General features: G+C 62.5%; 17 protein-coding genes. 7 read left to right on the forward strand and 10 right to left on the reverse strand.

The annotated features are described in order from the left end of the window. Positions 1–75: 75 nt before the first annotated feature. A complete protein-coding gene (betT, locus tag EGJ09_RS20955; protein WP_217433396.1) occupies positions 76–2,037 on the reverse strand; it encodes a choline BCCT transporter BetT in 1,962 nt (653 codons plus the stop codon). A 245-nt stretch (positions 2,038–2,282) separates the two neighbouring features. After that, entirely contained in the window at positions 2,283–3,215 is a 933-nt protein-coding gene (epsC, locus tag EGJ09_RS20960) for a serine O-acetyltransferase EpsC (protein ID WP_046788213.1), read from the reverse strand. A gap of 269 nt (positions 3,216–3,484) precedes the next feature. On the opposite strand from epsC, the gene tcyJ reads away from it, so the two are divergent. Genes tcyJ through tcyN form a run of 3 tightly spaced genes read left to right on the forward strand, consistent with a single transcriptional unit; the run spans position 3,485 to position 5,705 of the window. Continuing rightward, positions 3,485–4,279, forward strand: coding sequence for a cystine ABC transporter substrate-binding protein (tcyJ, locus tag EGJ09_RS20965; RefSeq protein WP_115273135.1), 795 nt, complete (start codon positions 3,485–3,487; stop codon positions 4,277–4,279). Further along, complete coding sequence (gene tcyL, locus EGJ09_RS20970) at positions 4,276–4,944, forward strand: cystine ABC transporter permease (RefSeq protein ID WP_039603142.1); 669 nt, start codon at positions 4,276–4,278, stop codon at positions 4,942–4,944. The genes tcyJ and tcyL overlap by 4 nt, the downstream gene beginning before the upstream one ends. A gap of 2 nt (positions 4,945–4,946) precedes the next feature. Then, positions 4,947–5,705, forward strand: coding sequence for an L-cystine ABC transporter ATP-binding protein TcyN (tcyN, locus tag EGJ09_RS20975; RefSeq protein WP_046788212.1), 759 nt, complete (start codon positions 4,947–4,949; stop codon positions 5,703–5,705). A 62-nt stretch (positions 5,706–5,767) separates the two neighbouring features. On the opposite strand, the gene dibA is transcribed toward tcyN, so the two are convergent. Then, the gene (dibA, locus tag EGJ09_RS20980; RefSeq protein WP_046788211.1) at positions 5,768–7,663 is read right to left on the reverse strand and encodes a phosphodiesterase DibA; all 1,896 of its coding nucleotides are present in this window, start codon (positions 7,661–7,663) and stop codon (positions 5,768–5,770) included. A 147-nt stretch (positions 7,664–7,810) separates the two neighbouring features. Here dibA and desA point away from each other — a divergent pair, with 147 nt between their 5' ends. Both desA and EGJ09_RS20990 read left to right on the forward strand, forming a co-directional pair. Then, positions 7,811–8,995, forward strand: a complete 1,185-nt coding sequence (desA, locus tag EGJ09_RS20985) for a delta-9 fatty acid desaturase DesA (RefSeq protein ID WP_046788210.1) — start codon at positions 7,811–7,813, stop codon at positions 8,993–8,995. Positions 8,996–9,136: 141 nt separating this feature from the next. Further along, positions 9,137–10,123: a sensor domain-containing diguanylate cyclase gene (locus tag EGJ09_RS20990; RefSeq protein ID WP_115273137.1), complete on the forward strand. Its 987-nt coding sequence runs from the start codon at positions 9,137–9,139 to the stop codon at positions 10,121–10,123. A gap of 30 nt (positions 10,124–10,153) precedes the next feature. On the opposite strand, the gene EGJ09_RS20995 is transcribed toward EGJ09_RS20990, so the two are convergent. From EGJ09_RS20995 to gabD, 3 genes are all read right to left on the reverse strand, one after another. Beyond that, the gene (locus EGJ09_RS20995; protein ID WP_125924698.1) at positions 10,154–11,416 is read right to left on the reverse strand and encodes a response regulator; all 1,263 of its coding nucleotides are present in this window, start codon (positions 11,414–11,416) and stop codon (positions 10,154–10,156) included. 137 nt (positions 11,417–11,553) lie between these two features. Then, positions 11,554–12,831, reverse strand: a complete 1,278-nt coding sequence (gene gabT, locus EGJ09_RS21000) for a 4-aminobutyrate--2-oxoglutarate transaminase (protein WP_012316754.1) — start codon at positions 12,829–12,831, stop codon at positions 11,554–11,556. A gap of 178 nt (positions 12,832–13,009) precedes the next feature. Further along, the gene (gabD, locus tag EGJ09_RS21005) at positions 13,010–14,452 is read right to left on the reverse strand and encodes an NADP-dependent succinate-semialdehyde dehydrogenase (protein ID WP_046788207.1); all 1,443 of its coding nucleotides are present in this window, start codon (positions 14,450–14,452) and stop codon (positions 13,010–13,012) included. Positions 14,453–14,792: 340 nt separating this feature from the next. Here gabD and EGJ09_RS21010 point away from each other — a divergent pair, with 340 nt between their 5' ends. Beyond that, positions 14,793–16,478: a GspE/PulE family protein gene (locus EGJ09_RS21010; RefSeq protein WP_125924699.1), complete on the forward strand. Its 1,686-nt coding sequence runs from the start codon at positions 14,793–14,795 to the stop codon at positions 16,476–16,478. A gap of 89 nt (positions 16,479–16,567) precedes the next feature. Then, positions 16,568–16,882 (forward strand): DUF2388 domain-containing protein, encoded by a 315-nt coding sequence (locus EGJ09_RS21015; protein WP_046788205.1) that lies wholly within the window; start codon positions 16,568–16,570, stop codon positions 16,880–16,882. Between the two features lie 35 nt (positions 16,883–16,917). On the opposite strand, the gene gcvP is transcribed toward EGJ09_RS21015, so the two are convergent. The 4 genes from gcvP to EGJ09_RS21035 all read right to left on the reverse strand — a co-directional run bounded on the left by gcvP (position 16,918) and on the right by EGJ09_RS21035 (position 23,182). Beyond that, entirely contained in the window at positions 16,918–19,791 is a 2,874-nt protein-coding gene (gene gcvP / locus EGJ09_RS21020; RefSeq protein WP_125924700.1) for an aminomethyl-transferring glycine dehydrogenase, read from the reverse strand. 131 nt (positions 19,792–19,922) lie between these two features. Further along, positions 19,923–20,306, reverse strand: a complete 384-nt coding sequence (gene gcvH, locus EGJ09_RS21025) for a glycine cleavage system protein GcvH (RefSeq protein ID WP_046788203.1) — start codon at positions 20,304–20,306, stop codon at positions 19,923–19,925. 47 nt (positions 20,307–20,353) lie between these two features. Next, on the reverse strand, positions 20,354–21,436 hold the full coding sequence (gene gcvT, locus EGJ09_RS21030; RefSeq protein WP_046788202.1) for a glycine cleavage system aminomethyltransferase GcvT: 1,083 nt from the start codon (positions 21,434–21,436) through the stop codon (positions 20,354–20,356). 123 nt (positions 21,437–21,559) lie between these two features. Then, positions 21,560–23,182, reverse strand: coding sequence for an iron ABC transporter permease (locus EGJ09_RS21035; RefSeq protein ID WP_125924701.1), 1,623 nt, complete (start codon positions 23,180–23,182; stop codon positions 21,560–21,562). Positions 23,183–23,243: the final 61 nt, after the last annotated feature.

The following is a 23,243-nucleotide window of genomic DNA, read 5'->3' on the forward strand; positions in this document are numbered from 1 at the left end:
CGACACAAGGCCGCTACTACAGGCCTGTAGGAGCGGCCTTGTGTCGCGAAAGGGCCGCAAAGCGGCCCCAGCGATCTACCTGACCAGATGCAAGAACTGCATATGCCGCTCGTACTGGTCGAGGATGTCGTTGATGATCTGCTCCTTGCTATAGCCCACCAGGTCGTAGTTCTGGCTGCCCTCGCTAAGGTGCACCTCCGCCCGGTAATAACGGCGGTTCTTCAAATCCTGCGTCCCCAACCCACCCAGTGCGAACGACGGTGTGAAATACCCGCGCATCTGCACCTGATAGATGAACGGCTGCTCTTCACCATGGCCCACTTTCAGGCTGACGTTGTCATGGCTGGGGTCATCCTGGGTCACCAGTACCAGGCCTTTCTGCTCGAACACCTCGCGCACATCGGCAATCGCCGGGCGCACCACGTCGTCCATGAAGCGGTACACCTCATCGCGTGACGGGAAGTGCACCGCCTGGCTCAGGCGCTGGCGCCAGCCACCACGGCCACGGCGGGACTGCGCGAACGGTGCCAGCGAATGCAACTGGGCGATCTGGCGCTGCGACTCAAGGTAGAACGCCTTATGCAGCCCCCACATCATGCACAGCAGGATCAACGAGAACGGCAGCGAGGTCAGCACCACCGCCGACTTGAGCGAATCGATGCTGCCGGCGAACAGCAGGCTGCTGGTGATCAGGGCGGTCATCGCGCCCCAGAAGATCCGCAACCAGTTCGGGCCGTCTTCATCAGCACCGCCATCCTTGGCGGACAAGGTCGACAGCACCACCGTGCCCGAGTCCGCCGATGTGACGAAGAACACGAAGCTGATGAACACCGTCACCGCGATGACGGTCTTGCTCCACGGGTAGGTCTCCAGCAGCAGGTACAGGCTCATCGACGGGTTATCGATGGCCGACTGGCCGAGCGCGGTCATGCCGTGGTTCAGCACCTGGTCCAGCGCGCTGTTGCCGAAGATCGACATCCACGCCAGGGTGAAGCCCAGCGGGATCAGCAGCACACCGAAGACGAATTCACGGATGGTGCGGCCACGCGAGATACGGGCGATGAACAGCCCCACGAAAGGCGCCCAGGCAATCCACCAGGCCCAGTAGAACACCGTCCAGCCGCCCAGCCAGTCGCGGTTTTCGCCGTAGGCGTAAACGTCGAAGCTCTTGCGTGGCAGGGCGCCGAGGTAATCGCCAAGGTTCTGGATCAAGGTATTGAACAGGTGCTGGGTGGGCCCGGCGAACAGCACGAACAGCAGCAGGGCACAGGCCAGGAACAGGTTGATGTCGCTCATCACCCGCACACCTTTCTCCACCCCCGCGACCGCTACGGCCACCGCAGCGCCCATCATCAGGACGATGAGCGCGATCTGGACCCATTGGCTATGGCTGATACCGAACAGGTAGTCGAGGCCGGCATTGAGGTGCAGCACCCCGAAGCCCATGTCGGCGCCCAGGCCGAACACCGTGGCGATGATGCCGAAACCGTCTACCGCATAGCCGATCGGCCCGTTGATACGCTTGCCGATCAGCGGGTACAGCGCCGAACGCAAAGCCAGCGGCAGGTTGTGGCGGTAGGCGAAATAGGCCAGCGCCATGCCGACGAAGGCAAACACGCCCCAGCCATGCAGGCCCCAATGCAGGAACAGTATCTGCATCGCCTGGCGCCCGGCCTCCGCCGTGCCCGCCTCACCCTGGGGGGGCTGGAGCATGTGGGTCAGGGGTTCGGAAACGCAGAAGAAGAACAGCGTGATGCTGATACCGGCGGCGAACAACATGCCGGCCCACGACAGGTAGCTGAACTCGGGTTCGTCGTGGTCGGCACCGAGCTTGATCTTGCCGTAGCCGGACAAGGCGGTGACCACCACGAAGACCAGGTACAGGGTCATGGCCAGCATGTAGTACCAGCCGACCGTGTTGGCCGCCCAGTTCTGCGCTGCCAAGAGCCAGTCGCCCGCTGCTTGCGGTTGGGCGATGACCACCAGGCCGAAGATGAGGATGAAGCTTGCCGCAAAATAGAACACCGGAGGGTTCATGCGGATCTGGCTGTTGGAAGGGGTCGGTGCACTCATGGGGCATGCACCTCGTCGATTGACGTGAGGTTCGGAATGAACGGGTTCAGCAAAGGAATCCTCCTGTTGAACACCGGCAGCGGACCAGCGTTTTTTCGTTGAACAAGCGTTCAAGTTAAACATGGATCGGGATTCGATGCGACCCGGGCTGCTGATCGGCGCATTCCTGCACCGGCGATAGGGCCGGTACAGGCAGTGAAGCATTCAGGTCAATTCTTGCCCTGGCAATCCAACTGTAGATTGGCCTGGGTAATGTTGCTTTCGGCCGGCACACTCCGGGTCAGCCACACATTGCCGCCAATGGTCGAACCTTTACCAATGGTGATCCTTCCCAGGATGGTCGCCCCCGCATAGATCACAACATCGTCCTCGACGATCGGGTGGCGGGCCAGGCCTTTGTGCAACGTACCCGACTCATCGCTCGGGAAGCGCTTGGCGCCAAGGGTCACCGCCTGGTAGATGCGCACACGCTCACCGATGATTGCAGTCTCGCCGATCACCACACCGGTACCGTGGTCGATGAAGAAGCTCGGGCCGATCTGCGCGCCCGGGTGGATATCGATACCCGTGGCCGAATGCGCCAGCTCCGAACAGATGCGTGCCAACAACGGCAAACCGGCCTGGTACAAATGGTGGGCCAGTCGGTGATGGATGATGGCGAGTATGCCCGGGTAGCACAGCAGCACTTCATCGACGCTGCGCGCGGCCGGGTCACCGTGGTAGGCGGCAAGTACATCGGTGTCGAGCAGCACGCGCAGGCCTGGCAGGGCGGCGGCAAAATCCTGGATCAGGCGCAGTGCCTGGGCATCGACGGCGGCCAGGTCGGCATTGCTCTGGCGCGCGGCATAGCGCAGTTCCAGACGTGCCTGGGCCAGCAACGCGGTCAGCGCGGCGTCGAGGGTGTGGCCAACGTAGAAGTCCTCGCTCTCTTCGCGCAGGTCGACCGGGCCCAAACGCATCGGGAACAGCGCACCGCACAACTGCTCGAGGACCTGGCGAATGGCCTCGCGCGAGGGCAATTCGCGCCCGCCCTGCTCGCCAATGCTGCGGCCATTGCGGCTTCGCCACTGCTCACGGGCGCTGCGCAGGCCGCTGACAATATTGTGCAACTGCCAATGCGCGGATGAAGGTTGTTCGCTCACGATGATCTCCTGCCAGGGCCAATCAGATAGTTTGCAATCCACTTTACGGCAAATCAGCCCCTTGGAAAAAACAACGCTTTATTCCATCCTGCGCTAAGTCGGGCATAAGCCGCGATGACGGACCCGGCATCGTCGCCTACCCTCAAAGCAGCCAAAACCCGGCACAGATCAAAAAGGAAATAACAAAATAAGTTTTTATTATTTCCTGGCCTATGAAGCCAACCCTATAGTCGCCACCCACCACTTCCACAACAAGCGCGGGGCCTGACATGTCGAAATTCGCCAAACCGCTTCTCAATGCCAGCCTGGCCATCCTGCTGGGCACCGGTCTGTTCAGCCAGGCATTCGCCGGCGAGCAACTGAAAACCATCCAGGAAAAAGGCGTGATCAACGTCGGCCTCGAGGGCACCTACCCGCCGTTCAGCTTCCAGGATGAAAACGGCAAGCTCGCCGGCTTCGAGGTCGAGTTTTCAGAACTGCTGGCCAAGGAGCTGGGCGTCAAGGCCAAGATCCAGCCAACCAAATGGGATGGCATCCTTGCAGCGCTGGAATCCAAGCGCCTGGACGTGGTGGTCAACCAAGTGACCATCTCCGAGGAGCGCAAGAAGAAGTACGACTTCTCCGAGCCCTACACCGTCTCCGGCATCCAGGCGCTGATCCTGAAGAAGAAAGCCGAGCAGTTGAACATCAAGACCGCGCAGGACCTGGCCGGCAAGAAGGTCGGCGTGGGCCTGGGCACCAATTACGAACAGTGGGTGAAGCAGGACGTTCCGAACGCTGAAGTGCGCACCTACGAAGATGACCCAAGCAAGTTCGCCGACCTGCGCAACGGCCGTATCGACGCCATCCTGATCGACCGCCTGGCCGCCCTGGAATACGCGCAAAAAGCCAAGGACACCGAGCTTGCCGGCGACGCCTTCTCGCGCCTGGAAAGCGGCGTGGCCCTGCGCAAGGGTGAGCCGGAGCTGCTGGCGGCCATCAACAAGGCCATCGACAAGCTCAAGGCCGATGGCACCCTGGCCAAGCTGTCCGAGAAATACTTCGGTGCCGATGTCACCAAATGATCGCTGAAAGCCTGCAACTCGTTGTCGATTCCGCGCCCTTCCTGCTCAAGGGCGCGGGTTATACAGTGCTGCTGAGTGTCGGCGGCATGTTCTTCGGCCTGGTACTGGGTTTTGCCCTGGCACTGATGCGCCTGTCGAAGATCCTGCCGCTGGACTGGCTGGCACGCATCTATGTGTCGTTCTTCCGGGGCACGCCGCTGCTGGTGCAGCTGTTCGTGATCTACTTCGGCATGCCGCAGATCGGCATCGAACTCGACCCGATCCCGGCCTCGCTGATTGGCCTGTCGCTGAACATGGCAGCGTACATCTGCGAAATCCTGCGTGCGGCGATCTCCTCGATCGACCGTGGCCAGTGGGAAGCAGCCGCCAGCATCGGCATGACCCGCACCCAGGCCATGCGCCGGGCGATCCTGCCGCAAGCACTGCGCACGGCATTGCCACCGCTGGGTAACAGCTTCATCTCGCTGGTCAAGGACACCGCCTTGGCGGCGACCATCCAGGTGCCCGAGCTGTTCCGCCAGGCGCAGCTGATCACTGCGCGCACTTTCGAAGTATTCACCATGTACCTGGCCGTTGCGGTGGTCTACTGGGTCCTCTGCAGCATCCTCGCGCACTTCCAGAACCGCATGGAAGCGCGGGTCAACCAGCACGACCAGGAGCACTGAAGATGATCGTAGTAGAAGGCCTGACCAAGCAGTTCAAAGGCCAGACCGTGCTCAACGGCATCGACCTGACCGTGCAACCGGGCGAAGTGGTGGCCATCATCGGCCCCAGCGGCTCGGGCAAGACCACCTTCCTGCGGTGCCTCAACCTGCTGGAAACGCCAGACGCCGGGCGCATTCAGATCGGTGCCATCAGCATCGATGCCAACCGCCCGCTTGGCAATCAGCAAAGTGCCATTCGCCGCTTGCGCCAGCAGGCCGGCTTCGTGTTCCAGAGCTTCAACCTGTTCCCTCATCGCACAGCGCTGGAAAACGTCATCGAAGGGCCGGTGATCGTCAAGAAGACGCCCCGCGCCCAAGCCATCGAGCTGGGCCGCAAGCTGCTGGCCAAGGTCGGGCTGGCAGGCAAGGAAGACGCCTACCCCAAACGCCTTTCGGGCGGACAGCAACAGCGCGTTGCCATCGCCCGGGCGCTGGCCATGGAACCTGAGGTGATTCTGTTCGATGAACCCACCTCGGCGCTCGACCCTGAGCTGGTCGGCGAGGTGCTGGCGACCATCCGCGGCCTGGCGGAAGAAAAGCGCACCATGATCATCGTCACCCATGAGATGAGCTTTGCGCGTGATGTCGCTAACCGGGTGATCTTCTTCGACAAGGGGGTGATCGTCGAGCAGGGCGAGGCCAAGGCGCTGTTTGCCAATCCCAAGGAAGAGCGGACGCGGCAGTTCTTGCGCAAGTTTCTCGGGACTGCGGCTTCCGAATAATCGGCATTCGTTTCACCGCCCCATCGCCGGCAAGCCGGCGATGGGGCGCGAAGCGGCCCTACTCAGTTCCAACGCAAACCCTCAGCCGGCACGGGCCGCCCGAACCAGTAGCCCTGCCCCAGCTGGCACTGCTGCTCCAGCAGGAACCTGGCCTGCTCCGGCTGCTCGATGCCTTCAGCGTGCACCTGCATGCCCATGCTCCGGGCCAGGGCGATGATCACCCGCACGATCGCGACGTCGTCGTCATCCACCGGCAAGCCGGCGACGAAGCCCTGGTCGATCTTCAGCTTCTGCACCGGCAGGCGCTTTAGCCGCAGCAACGACGAGTAGCCGGTGCCAAAGTCATCGATTGCCAGGTTCAAGCCCAGCTCACGCAGCCGGTGCAACTGCTCCAGCGCGACTTCGGGGTCTTCCATGACTGCACTCTCGGTCACCTCCACCTCCAGCAGCGACGGATCCAGACCGGTTTCGTGCAACACCCCGGCCACTTGCCGGTACAGCTCACGCTGGCCGAACAACCGGCTGGAGATGTTGACCGCAACGAACTCGAGCAGGCGCCCGTCAGCCTGCCAACTGACCATCTGCCGGCACGCCTCGCGCAGCACCCAGGCATCGATGTCGGCAATCAGCCCGGTACGCTCGGCGATAGGGATGAATTCGCTTGGCGGCACCAAGCCACGTTGCGGGTGCTGCCAACGCACCAGTGCCTCCACCCCGACCATCTTCGAGGTGAACAGGTCGAACACCGGCTGGTAGAACACCCGCAGTTCGTCTTGCGCAAGCGCACGGCGCAGCTCGCCTGCCGTTTCCACCCGGTGCTGGGCGTGTGCTGTCAGCTCTTCGGTGTACAGCGCGTAACAGGCGCGGCCATTGTGCTTGGCCTTGAACAGCGCCGAGTCGGCGTTGCGCAGTAGCTGTTCGGCGCTCAACGCATCGCTGGGGAACAGGCTGATGCCAACGCTGACGCTGATGAACAGCCGATGCCCGTCGAACTCGAACGGTTCACGCATGCGTTCGATGAGCGCCTGTGCCAGTTTGCCGGCCTGGCCGACCTGCTGGCAGTTCTCTGCCAGCACACCAAACTCGTCACCGCCCAGGCGCGCCAAGGTCACGCCATTGCCCACCACCTCGGCCAGACGCTCGCCTACCAGCTTGAGCAGCTGATCACCGATGGTGTGGCCCAAGCCGTCGTTGATGCTTTGAAAGTGGTCAAGGTCAAGCAGCAACAAAGCACATCCACGCTTGTTGGCCTGTGCCGAAGCCAGTGCCTGCTCGGCCCGGTCGTTGAACAGCAGACGGTTGGGCAAGCCGGTAAGGGGGTCGTGATGGGCCAGGTAGGCCAGTTCCTGCTCGGTATGCTTGATCGCGCTGATGTCGCTGAAAACCGCGACATAATGGGTCATCTCACCGCCATCATCGTGTATGGCGCGGATTGTCTGCCATTGCGGGTAGATTTCACCGCTCTTGCGCCGGTTCCATATCTCCCCGCTCCACTCGCCCTTCTCTGCCAGGGTGGCATAAATCTGCTGATAGAACGGCACGCCGTGCCGGCCCGACTTGAACTTGCTCGGGCGCTGGCCGAGCACTTCGTCCTGCTGGTAACCCGTGATCCGCATGAAGGCACGGTTGACGTGCACGATCAGCCCCTGGCGGTCAGTGACCAGCACGCCCTCCAGGGTACTGTCGAACACGGCTGCGGCCATACGCAGGCGGGCGCGGTCCTCGCTGCGAAGACGTGCGCCGACACCGATGAAATTGAGCAGGCGGGCACGGGTAAAGAAAATCAGCCCCGCGCTGGCCAGCACCCATAGAACAACATTGATCTGCCGCCCCACGGCCAAGGCCAGAGGGTCTTCAGACATGCTGCGCAAAACCACCTCTGACAGCACCAGCCAGAGGATCGAGAGCACCAGATACAGCGCGGCCATGCGCAAGGCGTCGCGAACGGAAACAGACATGTCGGCAACAAAAGTCCATGAAAAATGATGGGGCATTATAGAGGCAGAAACATGCCGTGACGTCCTATCTGCAAGGGTGACTGGTTTTATTTCCCTGCCAAGGGATAATCAGAGCCTTCCCCTGTGTCTTCGAGGGTTTTGACACCTATGTGGTATTACGGTCTGCTCGACTTGTCGGCCTGGCAACTGGTTGGCGTTACCCTGCTGATGACTCACGTGACCATCATCAGCGTCACCATCTACCTGCACCGCTATTCCGCCCACCGTGCCCTGGAGCTCAATGGCGCGCTCAAGCACTTCTTCCGCTTCTGGCTGTGGCTGACCACGGCGCAGAACACCCGCGAGTGGACAGCAGTGCACCGCAAGCACCACGCCAAGTGCGAAACCCCGGACGACCCGCACAGCCCAGTGCACAAAGGCCTGGGCACGGTGCTGCGCAAAGGCGCCGAACTCTATCGGGAAGAAGCACTCAACCCCGAAACCCTGCGCATCTACGGCAAAAACTGCCCGGATGACTGGATCGAGCGCAATCTCTACTCACGCTACAAACATGGCGGTATCGCCCTGATGGCGGTGCTCGACCTACTGCTGTTCGGCACCATCGGCATCACCATCTGGGCGGTGCAGATGATGTGGATTCCGTTCTGGGCAGCGGGTGTGGTCAACGGCTTGGGCCATGCGGTGGGCTACCGCAACTTCGAGTGCCGCGACGCTGCTACCAACCTGGTGCCATGGGGCATCGTCATCGGTGGCGAAGAACTGCACAACAACCACCACACCTACCCCAATTCGGCCAAGCTGTCGGTCAAGCGCTGGGAGTTCGATGCCGGCTGGGCCTGGATACGCCTGTTGTGCCTGCTGCGGCTGGCCAAAGTACAACGGGTGGCGCCTATCGCCCATCGCGTCGAAGGCAAGGCCAACCTGGACATGGACACCACCATGGCCATCCTCAACAACCGCTTCCAGATCATGGCCCAGTACCGCAAGCTGGTGATCGGCCCGTTGGTCAAACAGGAACTGGCCAAGGTCGATGCGTCGGTACGCCATCGCTTCCGCCGGGCCAAACGCCTGCTGTCGCGGGAACCCAGCCTGCTCGAAGAGCGTCACCATGTGCGCATCGAGTCCCTGCTTGAGCAGAGCCAGGCACTCAAGACCATCTATGAGAAACGCTTGGCCTTGCAGCAGATCTGGGCCCGTACCAGCGCCAATGGTCACGACATGCTGGCCGCCATGAAAGACTGGGTGCACGAGGCGGAAGCCAGTGGCATTCACGCCCTGCACGACTTCGCAGCGCAGTTGAAAACCTACTCCCTGCGCCCGAACGGCGCCTGAGCACCGTTGATCGGCACGCCCCGCAACGGGGCGTGCACGCTGGAACTTCCCCCCTGAAAAACCACTCAAAGCCGGCACATCGCCCGCGTGGCGGGCCGGTCTTTGGCCGCACGCTTACCCGTCGAGAGCCGCTCCGTGCACATGGCCAAGAACATCCATTCAACGCTGCCCGGCAATTCAGCTCCCGAGGCAGCCCAAATACTGCTGGCCTTGCTGCATGCCCAAGGCGAAGTGGCTCGCCTAAGCGAACGTGAACAGCTCTACAGCTCGTTGCTCGACAGCGTCAACGCGGTGCTCTGGGCGTTCGACTGGGAAACACGCCAGGTGCTCTACGTCAGCCCCGCCTACGAACGCATCTTCGGCCGCCCCACGAGCCTGGTGTTGGCGGACTTCAACGAATGGCGCGACAGCATCTACCCCGATGACCTGGAATACGCCGAGCGCAGCCTGGCCCAGGTGCTGATCAAAGGCGCGGTTGAAGACCGCGAGTACCGCATTCTCAATGCAAACGGCCAGGTACGCTGGCTCAGTGACAAGTGCTACATCAACCAGCAGCAGGAAGGTGACCGGGTGATAATCGTCGGCATTGCCGAAGACATCACCGACAAGAAGCAGCTTGAGGGCGAGCTGCATCGCCTGGCCACCACGGACGTGCTGACCCAGAGCAGCAACCGCCGGCACTTTTTCGAATGTGCAGGCCAAGCCTTCGACAGCGCACGCCAAGACGGCACGCCACTGGCGTTCCTGCTACTGGACATCGATGACTTCAAGCAGATCAATGACAGCTACGGCCATCAGGAAGGCGACCAGGTATTGCAACGCATTGCCGACAGCGGCAAGGCAGTGCTGCGCCGCGGCGACCTTTTTGGGCGTATTGGTGGCGAGGAGTTTGCCGCAGTGTTCCCCGGCTGCAATGCGCAGGTCGCCGAGCAGATTGCCGAGCGCCTGCAGCGCGAGATTCAGCGGCTGAGTTTCAGCCATGGCGAGCAGGTGTATGGAGTGACGGTAAGCCAGGGGTTGACCGGGCTAACGGATGAGGATGACTCACTGGACAGCCTCTTCGCACGGGCCGATGCAGCGATGTACCGGGCCAAACGGCAGGGCAAGAATCAGATCGTGCGGGGCTGAGCCAGTGGCTGCGCACGGCGGCCCCAAAACTCAGGTCGGCACCTTTTCTTCGGGAACAGGCGGCTCTTCATCTTGCGGTTTTACCTCAGGGTTCTGCACCTTGCGCAACCGGCTCAACTGCGCCAACCCAACCTTGAGCAAGCGCGCGGTCTTGTTGTCGGCCACCTTCTCCAACCCCTGACCCGCCGGCAGCCTTGCCAGTTGCCCTGCCAGGTTCATGGCCAGGATCTCCCGCGAATACACCCCACCGCCCAACTGATAGATTGCTGCGATCAGCTCACGCAGGCCCAGCGGCAAGCGCCAGCGGGTTCGCAGCGCCGAACCGAATGCTGCACCGAAGTCGCGCAGTGACGCCTGCACCAAGCCATCATGCAGTTCACCACCGGCCAGCCGCCATTCCTGCAGGCAGCGCAGCACCGCAAGGTCACCCAGGCAGTGCAACAGCCCGGCGCAGTAACAAAGCTCTTCATCGAGCTCAAGCATGCGCGCAAGCGAACGAGCGTATTCGGCGGTATGCAGCGACAGGTTCCAGAAATGCGCCGCCTGCTGCGCCAGCAGCGGGTCGCTAAGGCGGGCGCTGCGCTTGAGGGCAAGGCCCAGAATCAGGTTCATGCTCTGCGTGCTGCCAAGCTTGTTCAGCGCCTGCAGCAGGGTCTGCACCGGTGCGTCGCGGTGCAGCGCAGCACTGTTGGCCGCAGCGATCAGTACGGCAGTAACCTGCGGGTCGTTGCGCACTTCCTCTTCGAGCACCTTGAGGTCCAGCCCCTGCGGGTTCAGCGCGCGCTTGATCGCCACCTGCACGTCGGCGAACAGTGGCCCGCCATCGGCGGTGGCGCGGCGCTGCTCAAGGAAGGCCGGCAGGCTCGCCCCTGGCTGCAACGGTGGCACCGGGCAGGCGATCTGCTCACCCACTTCAAGCAGCAGCTCTTCCAGGCGCTTGCGCAGGTTGCCCATGTTCAGTGGCTTGCTCAGGTAAGCCGTGGGGTGCAGCGGCAGCGCCTCCCGCACGCTGGCACTGTCACTGCGGTTGCTCATGAGAATGAACGGCAACCCCGGCCCCTTGGCGCGCACCTTGCGCAACAGGTCCAGGCCATCGACACCTGCCAGCTCACGGGCGGCGATGATCAGATCAGGCTTGCTGGCCAATGCCGTGAGCGCCTGTGAGCCATCGGCGCACACCTGCAGCCGGGCATCACAGCGCACGCTGAGCAGCATCTCACGCAGCATGTCGCGCACCCAGGGATCGCCCTCGGCAATCAGTACGCAAGGTGGGGTGGGGTCTGCAGCGTTCATGGCCAACTCCTGAATATCCCTGACACGCAATCCGTTGCAGCTTCCAAAGCAAGTCCTGCCACAACCATAGCGCCAAGGGCCTTTAATAGGCACAAAAAAAACCCGCCTAAGCGGGTTTTTTCATGAAGCGTGCCACATCAGGCCAGTTCAGCGAAGCACTCTTCGATGATGGCCAGGCCCTTGTCGAGCAGCTCATCTTCGGCGGTCAGCGGAACCAGGATACGCAGAACGTTGCCGTAGGTACCGCAAGACAGCAGGATCAGACCCTTGTCACGGGCTTTGGCAACCACTTGGGCGACCGCAGCGGCGTTCGGGGTGTGGGTGCCTTTTTCGAAGACTTCCACAGCGATCATCGAGCCCAGACCACGGACGTCGCCAATGATCGGGTGCTTTTCCTGGATCTTGCGCAGGCCAGCGGTCAGGTGCTCACCTACTGCCTTGCTGCGGTCCAGCAGCTTCTCTTCTTCGAACACCTGGATGACGGCCAGAGCCGCGGCACAGGCGATCGGCGAACCGGCGTAAGTACCGCCCAGGCCGCCCGGAGCGATGGCGTCCATGATCTCGGCCTTGCCGCAAACACCGGCCAGCGGGAAGCCGCCAGCAATGGATTTGGCGAAGGTGGTCAGGTCCGGCGCGACGCCCATCTGTTCCATGGCGAAGAAGGTGCCGGTACGGCCAGCGCCAGTCTGTACTTCGTCGGCGATCAGCAGAATGCCGTGCTGGTCGCACAGGGCGCGCAGGCGCTTCATCAGCTCTTTAGGCGCTGGCAGGAAGCCGCCTTCGCCCTGTACCGGCTCGAGGATGATCGCGGCGATGTCGCGCGGCTCGGCGTCGTTCTTGAAGATACGCTCGACCGAAGCGATGGCGTCGTCAACGCTGACACCGTGCAGTTCGCTCGGGAACAGGGCGCGGAAGATACCGCCAGGCATCAGGCCCATGCCTGCGGAGTACGGCACAACCTTGCCGGTCAGGCCCAGGGTCATCATGGTGCGGCCGTGGTAGCCGCCGGTGAAGGCGATCACGCCAGCACGGCCAGTGGCGGCACGGGCGATTTTCACGGCGTTCTCAACGGCTTCGGAGCCGGTGGAAACCAGCAGGGTCTTCTTGTCGAAGTCACCTGGGACCAGCTTGTTGATCTTCTCGCACAGCTCTACGTAAGGCTCGTAAGCCAGTACCTGGAAGCAGGTGTGGCTGACTTTGGTCAGCTGCTCTTGAACAGCGGCAACCACTTTCGGGTGCAGGTGGCCGGTGTTCAGAACTGCGATGCCGCCGGCGAAGTCGATCAGTTCGCGGCCTTCAACGTCGATCACGGTCGAGTTCTTCGCGCTTTCGACGAAGATCGGGTGAATCTGGCCTACGCCACGTGGGACGGCGGCTACACGACGTTGCATCAAGGATTCGTTGGTCTTGCTCATAATGCCCTCATTTGCGCCGATCAGCGGCGCTTTTATTCGGGGGTGGCTGGGAGTGTTCGCGAACAGTATTCGTTGATCGACTGCCGTGAACGCCCTGGCCACCAGGTGCTGCGATGTCAAAAAAGCCAGCGAGACGTCGCTCTCGCGCCCCGCTGGCAGAGGTAAAGCCTTCAGCGCATCAGACGCTGATGCACAGGTACTTGATTTCGAGGTAGTCCTCGATGCCGTACTTGGAACCTTCACGGCCCAGACCCGAAGCCTTGATACCGCCGAATGGCGCGACTTCGTTGGAGATCAGGCCGGTGTTGATACCCACCATGCCGTATTCCAGCGCCTCGGCAACACGGAACACACGGCTCATGTCGCGGGCATAGAAGTACGAGGCCAGGCCGAACTCGGTGTCGTTGGACATGGCGATGACTTCAGCCTCGTCCTTGAAGCGGAACAGCGGCGCCAGCGGGCCGAAGGTCTCTTCCTTGGCGACGGCAGCGGTCTTCGGCACGTCGACCAGGATGGTCGGCTCGAAGAAGTTGCCTTCGATCAGCTTGCCACCGGACAGCACCTTGGCGCCTTTGGAGACGGCGTCCTCGATGTGTTCCTGAACCTTGGCGACGGCCTTGCCGTCGATCAGCGGGCCAGTGGTGGTGCCGTCTTCCAGGCCGTTACCGATCTTCAGTTTGGCCACAGCAGCTTTGAGCTTCTCGGCGAAGGCATCGTAGACGCCGTCCTGCACATAGATACGGTTGGCGCAAACGCAGGTCTGGCCGTTGTTGCGGTACTTGGAGATGATCGCGCCTTCTACCGCCTTGTCCAGGTCGGCATCGTCGAACACGATGAACGGGGCGTTGCCACCCAGCTCCAGGGAAACCTTCTTGATGTCCTTGGCACATTCTTCCATCAACTGGCGACCGATTTCGGTCGAGCCGGTGAAGGACAGTTTGCGCACCAGGGAGTTGCCGGTCAGCTCGCCGCCAACTTCGCCAGCGCTGCCGGTCACAACGCTCAGCACGCCAGCCGGGATGCCGGCACGGGTAGCCAGCTCGACCAGGGCCAGGGCAGAGTACGGGGTTTGCGAAGCAGGCTTGAGCACCATGGTGCAGCCAGCGGCCAGGGCCGGGCCGGCTTTACGGGTGATCATCGCCGCCGGGAAGTTCCACGGGGTGATGGCCGCGGTAACGCCGATCGGCTGCTTGATGACGATCAGGCGCTTGTCAGGCTGGTGGCCCGGGATGGTATCACCGTAGACGCGCTTGGCTTCTTCGGCGAACCACTCGATGAACGAGGCTGCGTAGGCGATTTCGCCCTTGGCTTCGGCCAGTGGCTTGCCTTGTTCGGTGGTCATCAGGCGAGCCAGGTCGTCCTGGTTCTCGATCATCAGTTCGAACCAGCGACGCAGCTTGTTCGAGCGCTCTTTGGCGGTCAGTGCACGCCAGGCCGGCAGGGCCTTGTCGGCAGCTTCGATGGCGCGGCGGGTTTCCGCAGAGCCCATCTTCGGCACGGTACCGATGACTTCACCTGTGGCCGGGTTGGTCACATTGATGGTCTGGCCGCTGTCCGCATCCAGCCATTCACCGTTGATGAAGGCTTGCTGGCGGAACAACTGAGCGTCTTTGAGCTGCATGTCGGCTTCCCGAATTGTTGATTGTTGAAAAGCGCCCAAGGCAGGGCATCGAGCGTTTGAAATCTCAAACGAATGCTAAGCGGCTGCTGGGGTATAGGACAATAGGCTGTTCGAAAAAAAGAACGAATGGTTGCACAGCCTATCCGAAAGCTGCCGGCAGGAACCCCTACAGGGTAGACGAATGCGCGCAGGCAAATGTGAGGGGAGGACCAACCGACACCCCTCACCGTGAAACAGACTACTACCAGCCCGGCAAGATCCCGAAACCTTTCGCTTACGCTCGAACCAGCCCCACTGGCTAGCCTTCATGAGGAACTCATCACTTGGCACGGACGCCGCCATGCACAACCCCGACGATCGATCCCTCGACCTCCAGCGCGTGCTGGACACGCTGCAAGCCGACCAGCGCCTGAGCGCCAACGACGCCAGGCAGGTACTCGAACACGCCACCTCACAGCCACCTCGCCATCCGCTCGAAACCATAGCGGCCCTGGGCCTCGAAGACCGCCAGCACCCCGGCCAGCGCCTGCATCTGGACTGCCTGTGCCAATGGCTCGCCAGAAAAGTCGGCCAGCCTTACCAGCGCATCGACCCACTGCAACTCGACCTGTCTCAGGTCAACGGGCTGATATCGCCAGCATTCGCCCATCGCCACGGCATACTCATCCTGGCCAGCGACAGCCTGGGCATCACCGTGGCCAGTGCGCAGCCTTACCAGTGTGACTGGCAAACCGATCTGGCCCGCAGCCTGGGCAGGCCGATCCGCCGTGTGCTCGCCAGCCCCCTGCAGTTGCGCCAGGTGGGCCAGTCGCTGTTTCGCCTCGCCCACTCGGTGCAAGGTGCCCAGCATCAGCAGTCAGCAAGCCTCGGTGAGCTCGAGCAATTGCTGGAGCAGGACAAGCGCCAGGGCAACGCCACGGCAGACGACGCGCATATCGTGCATATCGTCGACTGGCTGCTGCAGTACGCTGTCGAACAGCGCGCCAGTGACATCCATCTTGAGCCACGCCGCGAGCAGGGCCGGTTGCGCTATCGCATAGACGGCCTCCTGCATACGGTCTACGCCTTCCCGGCCAGCGTGACCCTGGCCGTCGTCAGCCGCCTGAAGCACTTGGGCCGCATGGATGTCGCGGAAAAACGCCGGCCGCAGGATGGCCGTGTGAAGTGCAGCCTGCCAGGTGGCCGCGAAGTGGAATTGCGCCTGTCTACGCTGCCCACCCCCTTTGGCGAAAAGCTGGTACTGCGCTTGTTCGACCCACAACAGCTACAGGAAGACTTCGACCGCCTGGGCCTGGAAGGTGAACAACTGCAGCAGTGGCAGGCCCTGCTGCAGCGCCGTCATGGCATTCTTTTGGTCACCGGCCCTACCGGTTCAGGCAAGACCAGCACGCTGTACGCGAGCCTCAAGTGGCTGGCCACGCCCGAGGTCAACCTGTGCACCATCGAAGACCCGATCGAACGCCTGGAGCCGGCTTTCAATCAATTACAGGTGCAGCCGGCACTGGACCTCAGCTTCGCCAACGGCGTACGCGCGCTGCTGCGCCAAGACCCTGACATCATCATGATCGGCGAGATCCGCGATCGCGAGACGGCGCTGGTAGCCGTGCAAGCTGCCCTTACCGGGCACCTGGTGCTCTCGACCCTGCACACCAACGACAGCTGTGGCGCCATCACCCGCCTGCTGGAACTGGGCGTGCCCGATTACCTGATCAAGGCCTCCCTGAGCGGGGTGATGGCGCAGCGCCTGGTGCGCTTGCTGTGCCGTGACTGCCAGGGCTGCGCATCATCGGCCAGCGGCCAGCCTTGCCTGCTGTGCCGGGGCACCGGCTTTCATGGCCGAACGGGCGTGTTCGAGCTGCTGGTCCCAAGTGAAAGCCTGCGCGCCCGGATAGGCGCAGGGGCGGACCTTGCCAGCTTGCAGCGACAGGCATTGAGCGAAGGGTTGCTGGACCTGAAACGCTGCGGGGAGGCAAAGGTGGCCAGTGGGCTGACCTGCCAAGAGGAAGTGCTGCGGGTCTGCGCATAAGCAAAAAACCCTTGTTTTCTGGGAACTTACACCCCTCAGACTCAATCAAATCGGGCTCCATCAGCCCTCACCCTTCGAGGTGTTTCATCATGCGTCTCCCAACCGCCATCGCAGCCGCTGCCCTGCTTTCGCTGCCCATTGGCTCCGCCATGGCCGATACCTTCTGGCGCAACGTGATTTCTTCCGGCGCGACTACGGCATCGACTTACCTGACCTCCAGGGACCACAAGCTGGTCGTCGCGGCGCAGGATGACGCCGGCAGCTTCGTTGCCAGTGAAGGTGCTATTCGTGGGCCGTTCCTGGAGGCGGCAATGCGCCAGGTGCGGGCTGAGAACCCAGGCATGCAAGCCAGCGACATGGAACTGGCCAATGCCATCCTGGCCAGGAACGCGGTAGCCGAGTAAGCCCCCTGGGGCTGCTGTGCAGCCCCAACTTCAACTCAGCGATACGCCTCCACCGGTACGCACGCACAGAACAGGTTCCTGTCCCCATACACGTTGTCGACCCGGTTCACCGCCGGCCAGTACTTGTGCTGGCGCACGTGAGCGCTGGGGGCTACAGCCTGCTCAAGGCTGTAAGGCCGGCTCCACGGTGCCAGCACATCGGCCAGGGTATGTGGCGCATGTTTGAGCGGGTTGTCTTCCGCTGGCCAGTTACCCTGCTGCACCTCACCGATCTCCGCACGGATCGCCAGCATGGCCTCGACGAACCGGTCCAGCTCGGCTTTCGACTCGCTCTCTGTCGGTTCGACCATCAAGGTCCCGGGCACCGGGAATGACATGGTCGGGGCATGGAAGCCATAGTCCATCAGGCGCTTGGCCACATCCTCTTCAGTTATCCCGGTAATTGCCTTGAGCGGCCGCAGATCAAGAATGCACTCGTGCGCCACCCGCTGGTTTCGGCCTCTGTACAGCACCGGGAAAGCCCCACCAAGCTGGCTGGCCAGGTAGTTGGCCGACAGGATGGCCACTTCGCTCGCATCGGCCAGTTGCGGCCCCATCATGGCGATGTACATCCAGCTGATCGGCAGGATGCTCGCACTGCCCCAAGGCGCGGCGCTGACCGCGCTGTTGTTCGGGTCCAGGCCCGGCACCGGCACCACCGGATGACTGGCGACGAACGGCTTGAGGTGTGCACGGATGCCAATCGGCCCCATCCCGGGGCCGCCGCCACCGTGCGGGATGCAGAAGGTCTTGTGCAGGTTCATGTGCGAGACATCGGCGCCGATGTCAGCCGGCCGCGTGAGACCGACCTGGGCGTTGAGGTTGGCGCCGTCCATGTAGACCTGGCCTCCGTGCTGGTGCACCACCTCACATATTTCCCGGATGCCCTCCTCATACACACCATGTGTCGACGGGTAGGTAACCATGAGGCAGGACAGCCGCTCGCCTGCAGCCTTGGCCTTGGCCTTGAGGTCGTCGAGGTCAACGTTGCCGTCGTCATCGCAGTCGACGATCACCACTTCCATGCCAGCCATCTGCGCCGAAGCAGGGTTGGTGCCGTGGGCCGACGAAGGGATCAGGCACAGCGTGCGCTGGGGCTGATGACGGCTGCGGTGGTAACGGGTGATTGCCATCAGCCCGGCGTATTCGCCCTGGGCACCCGAGTTGGGTTGCATGCAGATCGCATCAAAACCGGTAATAGCGCACAGCCAGCGCTCCAGCTCATCGATCATCGCTTTGTAGCCTGCGACCTGAGCATCGGGCGCAAAGGGATGAAGCAGAGCGAATCCGGGCCAGGTGATGGGGATCATTTCGCTGGTGGCGTTGAGCTTCATGGTGCAGGAACCCAGCGGGATCATCGATTGGTTCAGCGCCAGGTCCTTGTTTTCCAGCTGCTTGAGGTAGCGCAGCATCTGCGTTTCGCTGTGATGCAGGTTGAACACCGGGTGGGAGAGGAACGGCGTGCGCCGTTCCAGAGCGGCCGGAATACCCCCTGTCAGAACCTGCTGGTCAAGCGCGGTGACCTCAAGGCCATGATCCACGCCAAGAAAGATGTCGAACAGCCGAAGCACGGTTTCTTCGCTGCACGTTTCGTCCAGGCTCACACCCAGATGGCCGCGGCCCAGAATGCGCAAGTTGATGCACGCCGCTTGCGCACTTTCGATGATGGCCGCCTGGGCACCGCCGACATCCAGGGTAAGGGTGTCGAAGAAATGCTGGTTAAGGCGTTTGATGCCCTTGGCCTCAAGGCCCGCGGCGAGCACGACGGTCAGCCGGTGCACGCGCTGTGCAATGCGCTGCAAGCCTTCAGGGCCGTGGTACACCGCATAGAAGCCGGCGATGTTGGCCAGCAGTACCTGGGCGGTGCAGATGTTGGAGTTGGCTTTTTCGCGGCGGATGTGTTGCTCGCGGGTCTGCAGGGCCATTCGCAGTGCGGTGTTGCCACGGGCATCACGCGACACACCGATGATGCGCCCCGGCATCGCCCGCTTGTAGTCTTCGCGGCAGGCGAAATAGGCCGCATGCGGGCCGCCATAGCCCATCGGCACGCCAAAGCGCTGGGTCGAGCCAAGCACCACGTCTGCGCCAAGTTCGCCCGGCGGCGTGAGTAGCACCAGGCTCAACAGGTCTGCCGCCACGCATGCCAAGGCATGCTGGCCGTGCAACTGGTCAATCAGCGGGCGCAGGTCACGCACGTCCCCATGGGTATCCGGGTACTGCAGCAGAGCGCCGAATACCTGGTGCTGGGCAAGGTTATCCACAGCGTCGACGATCAGTTCGAAACCAAAACCTTCAGCCCGGGTTCGCAACACGGACAGTGTCTGCGGGTGACAGTGTTCATCGGCAAAGAAGGCATTGCTCTTGTTGCGCGCCACGCGTTTGGCCAAGGCCATGGCTTCGGCTGCGGCGGTGGCTTCATCGAGCAGTGAGGCATTGGCCAGGGCCAGGCCGCTCAGGTCGATGACCATTTGCTGAAAGTTGAGCAGCGCTTCCAGCCGGCCTTGGGCGATTTCTGGCTGGTAAGGCGTATAGGCGGTGTACCAGCCGGGGTTCTCCAGCACGTTGCGCAGGATGACGGTTGGCGTGACGGTGCCGTGGTACCCCATACCGATCAGGCTGGTCCACACCTGGTTCTGCTCGGCATAACCGGCGAGCTTGGCCAAGGCAGTCTGTTCATCCAGGGCGGGGGGCAGGTCGAGGGCGCGGTTGAAGCGGATATCCGGCGGGACGGTCTGTTCGATCAGCTCGCTGCGGCTACTCAAGCCCAGGGCGTTGAGCATGGCCTGCTGCTCGGAGGCATCTGGCCCCAGGTGGCGACGCAGGAATGGGTTGAGCTCTTGCAGTTGATGCAGGGATGGCGACTGGGACATGACGACGCTCTCTTCCTAGACCAGGCCTCGTGGAGACTTATAAGTCTAGGAAGGATTGCCGATACTGCGGGAAAACTTGCTTCGCCAGTACCGGCCTCATCGCCGGCAAGCCGGCGATGAGGCCAGAAGGCTCACTCGCCGATAGCGGCTTTGTAACCGGCAGCGTCCAGCAGCTTGTCCAGTTCGGCCTTGTCGCTTGGCTTGAGCTTGAAGATCCAGGCGCCGTAAGGCTCTTCGTTAAGCAGCTCCGGGCTGTCGGCCAGGTCTTCGTTGACCGCAATCACTTCGCCACCCACCGGGGCATAGATATCCGAAGCGGCCTTGACCGACTCGACCACGCCAGCAGCATCGCCGGCAGCGAATACTTTGCCAACCTCTGCCAGTTCCACGAACACCACATCACCCAGGGCCTCTTGAGCGTGGTCGCTGATGCCCACGGTCACAGTACCGTCGGCTTCCAGGCGCGCCCACTCGTGGCTTTCGGCAAAACGCAGATCGGCGGGGATATTGCTCATGTCTTGTATTCCTCGATTGGGTCAGCGGTCGGCCCGCCGTTGATTGTTCAGATCAGAATCTTGCCGTGACGCACGAAGGTCGGTTTGACCACCCGCACCGGGTACCACTTGCCGCGAATCTCGACCTCGGCACGATCGCCGGTGGCCATGGGCACGCGCGCCAGGGCAATGGATTTGCTCAGCGTAGGAGAGAAACTACCACTGGTGATCTCCCCTTCGCCAATGCCGGCAACGCGAACCACCTGATGGGCGCGCAAAACACCGCGTTCCTCCAGCACCAGGCCGACCAGCTTGTCCTGCACGCCGCGCTCGATTTCCGCCAGCAGGCCAGCGCGGCCGATGAAATCACGCTCGGCCGGCTCCCAGGCGATGCTCCAGCCCAGGTTGGAGGTAAGCGGGGTGTGGTCTTCGTCGATATCCTGGCCGTACAGGTTCATGCCGGCCTCCAGGCGCAAGGTGTCGCGGGCGCCAAGGCCACTGGGGGCGATGCCAGCGCCGACCAGGTCGTTGAAGAAGGCCACGGCCTCATGGCCCGGCAGGATGATTTCCAACCCGTCCTCACCGGTGTAACCGGTGCGGGCAATGAACCAGTCGCCCTCGCCAAGCCCTTCGAACGGGCGCAGCTCACGGATAAGCGCAGCGCGCGAAGCGCTGAGCAAGGCTGCGACTTTCTCGCGGGCCTGGGGGCCCTGGATGGCGAGAATGGCCAGGTCGGGGCGCACCTTGAAACCGACCGAGAAGCCGGTACTGTGGGCCTCCAGCCACGCCAGTACATTGGCGCGGGTAGCGGCATTGGTGATCAGCCGGTAGCCATTTTCCGTGCGGTAGACGATCAGGTCATCGATAATTGCGCCCTGTTCGTTGAGCAACGGGCTGTACAGCGCCTTGCCGACACCCCCAAGGCGGGCAACGTCGTTGGCCAACAAGCGCTGCAGCCAGACGGTGGCATCGGTGCCATCGATGTCGATCACGGTCATGTGGGAAACATCGAACACCCCACAGTCACTGCGCACCTGATGGTGCTCTTCAACTTGCGAGCCGTAGTGCAGCGGCATGTCCCAGCCACCGAAATCGACTGTCTTGGCGCCTAGCGCCAGGTGCAAGTCGTACAAAAGCGTGCGCTGTCCCATGGGTTTCTCCTTCCGGGCGTGGCGAAGCGGCGGCGGTCGATGACGTTTGGTTGTCAGCTCTTCTTGTAGGACCCGTCGCGCGAATGCCGCGCATTGTAGCCGCAAGGGCGCGGGCTGGCACCCTCAGTGACTGTGACCGGGGCGCCTGGCTGAACGACGAATCAGGCCGATGACCGGCAGCAGGCCAACCAGCACCAAGGTCAAGGCGGGCAGTGAGGCACGCGCCCACTCGCCTTCACTGGTCATCTCGAACACCCGTACGGCGAGGGTATCCCAGCCGAAGGGCCGCATCAGCAAGGTCGCGGGCATTTCCTTGAGCACATCGACGAAGACCAGCAGTGCGGCGCTGAGGGCACCAGGGACCAGCAGCGGCATATACACTTTGAAAAACAATCTCGCCCCTCCGACACCCAGGCTCCGTGAAACCTCGGGCAACGACGGGCGGATGCGCTCCAGGCTGCCTTCCAGTGGCCCATAGGCCACGGCGATGAAACGTACCAGATAGGCCACCAGCAATGCCGCGAGGCTGCCCAGCAGCAATGGCTTGCCTGCCCCACCCAGCCAGCTCGACAGAGGGATCACCAGGTGGTTGTCCAGGTAGCTGAAGGCCAGCATGATCGACACCGCCAGCACCGAGCCGGGCAAGGCGTAGCCTAGGTTGGCCAGGCCAACCCCGGCACGGATGCCGCCGGTCGGCGCCTGACGCCGGGCAAATGCCAGCAGCAGTGCGACGCTCACCGTGATCAAGGCTGCCAGGGCGCCCAGGTACAAGGTGTGCAGCACCAGGCCAACATAGCGCTCGTCCAGGTCATGCCGCCCCCGCTGCCAGAACCATACCAGCAACTGCAGCAGCGGGATGACGAAGGCACAGGCAAATACCAGCAGGCACCAGCCACTGGCCAGCAGTGCCTTCAGACCGCGCAGGTGATAGAGGGCCTGACCCCGCGGGCGTTCGTTTGAGCTGCGCGAGGCGCCACGGGCGCGGCGTTCTCCGTACAGCACCAGCATTACCGCCAGCAATAGCAGGCTGGCCAGCTGAGCCGCGCTGGACAGGCTGAAGAAGCCGTACCAGGTCTTGTAAATGGCGGTGGTGAACGTGTCGAAATTGAACACAGCCACCGCACCGAAATCTGCCAAGGTCTCCATCAGGGCCAGCGCTATGCCTGCGCCGATGGCCGGCCGCGCCATGGGCAGGGCAACCCGCCAGAAAGCTTGCAGCGGCGAAAGGCCCAACACCCGCGCCGCTTCCATCAGCCCCTTGCCCTGGGCCAGGAATGCCGTGCGCGCGAGCAGGTAGACATAGGGGTAGAACACCAGCACCAGCACCACAATCACCCCGCCGGTGGAGCGCACCCGCGGCAGGCGCATGGGCCCGAACACTTCACGCAAGGCGCTTTGCACCGGGCCGGCGAAATCCAGCAGGCCGACGAAGACGAACGCCAGGACATAGGCGGGGATGGCAAACGGCAGCATCAGTGCCCAGTCCAGCCAGCGCCTGCCGGGGAACTCGCAAAGGCTGGTGAGCCAGGCCAGGCTCACGCCGAGCACGGTGACGCCTACGCCTACACCCGCCACCAAGGTGAATGTGTTGCCGAGCAGGCGGCTCATCTGGGTGTCGAGCAAGTGCGACCAGATCTGCACGTCGATCGACTGCCAGGACAGCAGCAGGACGCTCAAGGGCAAGAGCACGAGGGCGGCGGTCAGGATGACCGGGAGGTACCAGCGGCGTTGGGGAGCGTGGGGCAAGGCAACTGTCTCTGTGGCAGATGGCAACCGCTGAGCGGGCTTGCCACGCGAAGGGGCCCTT

This window comes from Pseudomonas sp. p106 (assembly GCF_003936645.1).
Taxonomy (GTDB): Bacteria; Pseudomonadota; Gammaproteobacteria; order Pseudomonadales; family Pseudomonadaceae; genus Aquipseudomonas; species Aquipseudomonas putida_E.

Excerpts from the sequence above, each read along its gene's own strand:
- betT (WP_217433396.1), bottom strand. The coding sequence starts at position 2,037 with ATGAACCCTCCGGTGTTCTATTTTGCGGCAAGCTTCATCCTCATCTTC.
- tcyJ (WP_115273135.1), top strand. The coding sequence starts at position 3,485 with ATGTCGAAATTCGCCAAACCGCTTCTCAATGCCAGCCTGGCCATCCTG.
- tcyL (WP_039603142.1), top strand. The coding sequence starts at position 4,276 with ATGATCGCTGAAAGCCTGCAACTCGTTGTCGATTCCGCGCCCTTCCTG.
- tcyN (WP_046788212.1), top strand. The coding sequence starts at position 4,947 with ATGATCGTAGTAGAAGGCCTGACCAAGCAGTTCAAAGGCCAGACCGTG.
- dibA (WP_046788211.1), bottom strand. The coding sequence starts at position 7,663 with ATGTCTGTTTCCGTTCGCGACGCCTTGCGCATGGCCGCGCTGTATCTG.
- desA (WP_046788210.1), top strand. The coding sequence starts at position 7,811 with ATGTGGTATTACGGTCTGCTCGACTTGTCGGCCTGGCAACTGGTTGGC.
- EGJ09_RS20990 (WP_115273137.1), top strand. The coding sequence starts at position 9,137 with ATGGCCAAGAACATCCATTCAACGCTGCCCGGCAATTCAGCTCCCGAG.
- EGJ09_RS20995 (WP_125924698.1), bottom strand. The coding sequence starts at position 11,416 with ATGAACGCTGCAGACCCCACCCCACCTTGCGTACTGATTGCCGAGGGC.
- gabT (WP_012316754.1), bottom strand. The coding sequence starts at position 12,831 with ATGAGCAAGACCAACGAATCCTTGATGCAACGTCGTGTAGCCGCCGTC.
- gabD (WP_046788207.1), bottom strand. The coding sequence starts at position 14,452 with ATGCAGCTCAAAGACGCTCAGTTGTTCCGCCAGCAAGCCTTCATCAAC.
- EGJ09_RS21010 (WP_125924699.1), top strand. The coding sequence starts at position 14,793 with ATGCACAACCCCGACGATCGATCCCTCGACCTCCAGCGCGTGCTGGAC.
- EGJ09_RS21015 (WP_046788205.1), top strand. The coding sequence starts at position 16,568 with ATGCGTCTCCCAACCGCCATCGCAGCCGCTGCCCTGCTTTCGCTGCCC.
- gcvP (WP_125924700.1), bottom strand. The coding sequence starts at position 19,791 with ATGTCCCAGTCGCCATCCCTGCATCAACTGCAAGAGCTCAACCCATTC.
- gcvH (WP_046788203.1), bottom strand. The coding sequence starts at position 20,306 with ATGAGCAATATCCCCGCCGATCTGCGTTTTGCCGAAAGCCACGAGTGG.
- gcvT (WP_046788202.1), bottom strand. The coding sequence starts at position 21,436 with ATGGGACAGCGCACGCTTTTGTACGACTTGCACCTGGCGCTAGGCGCC.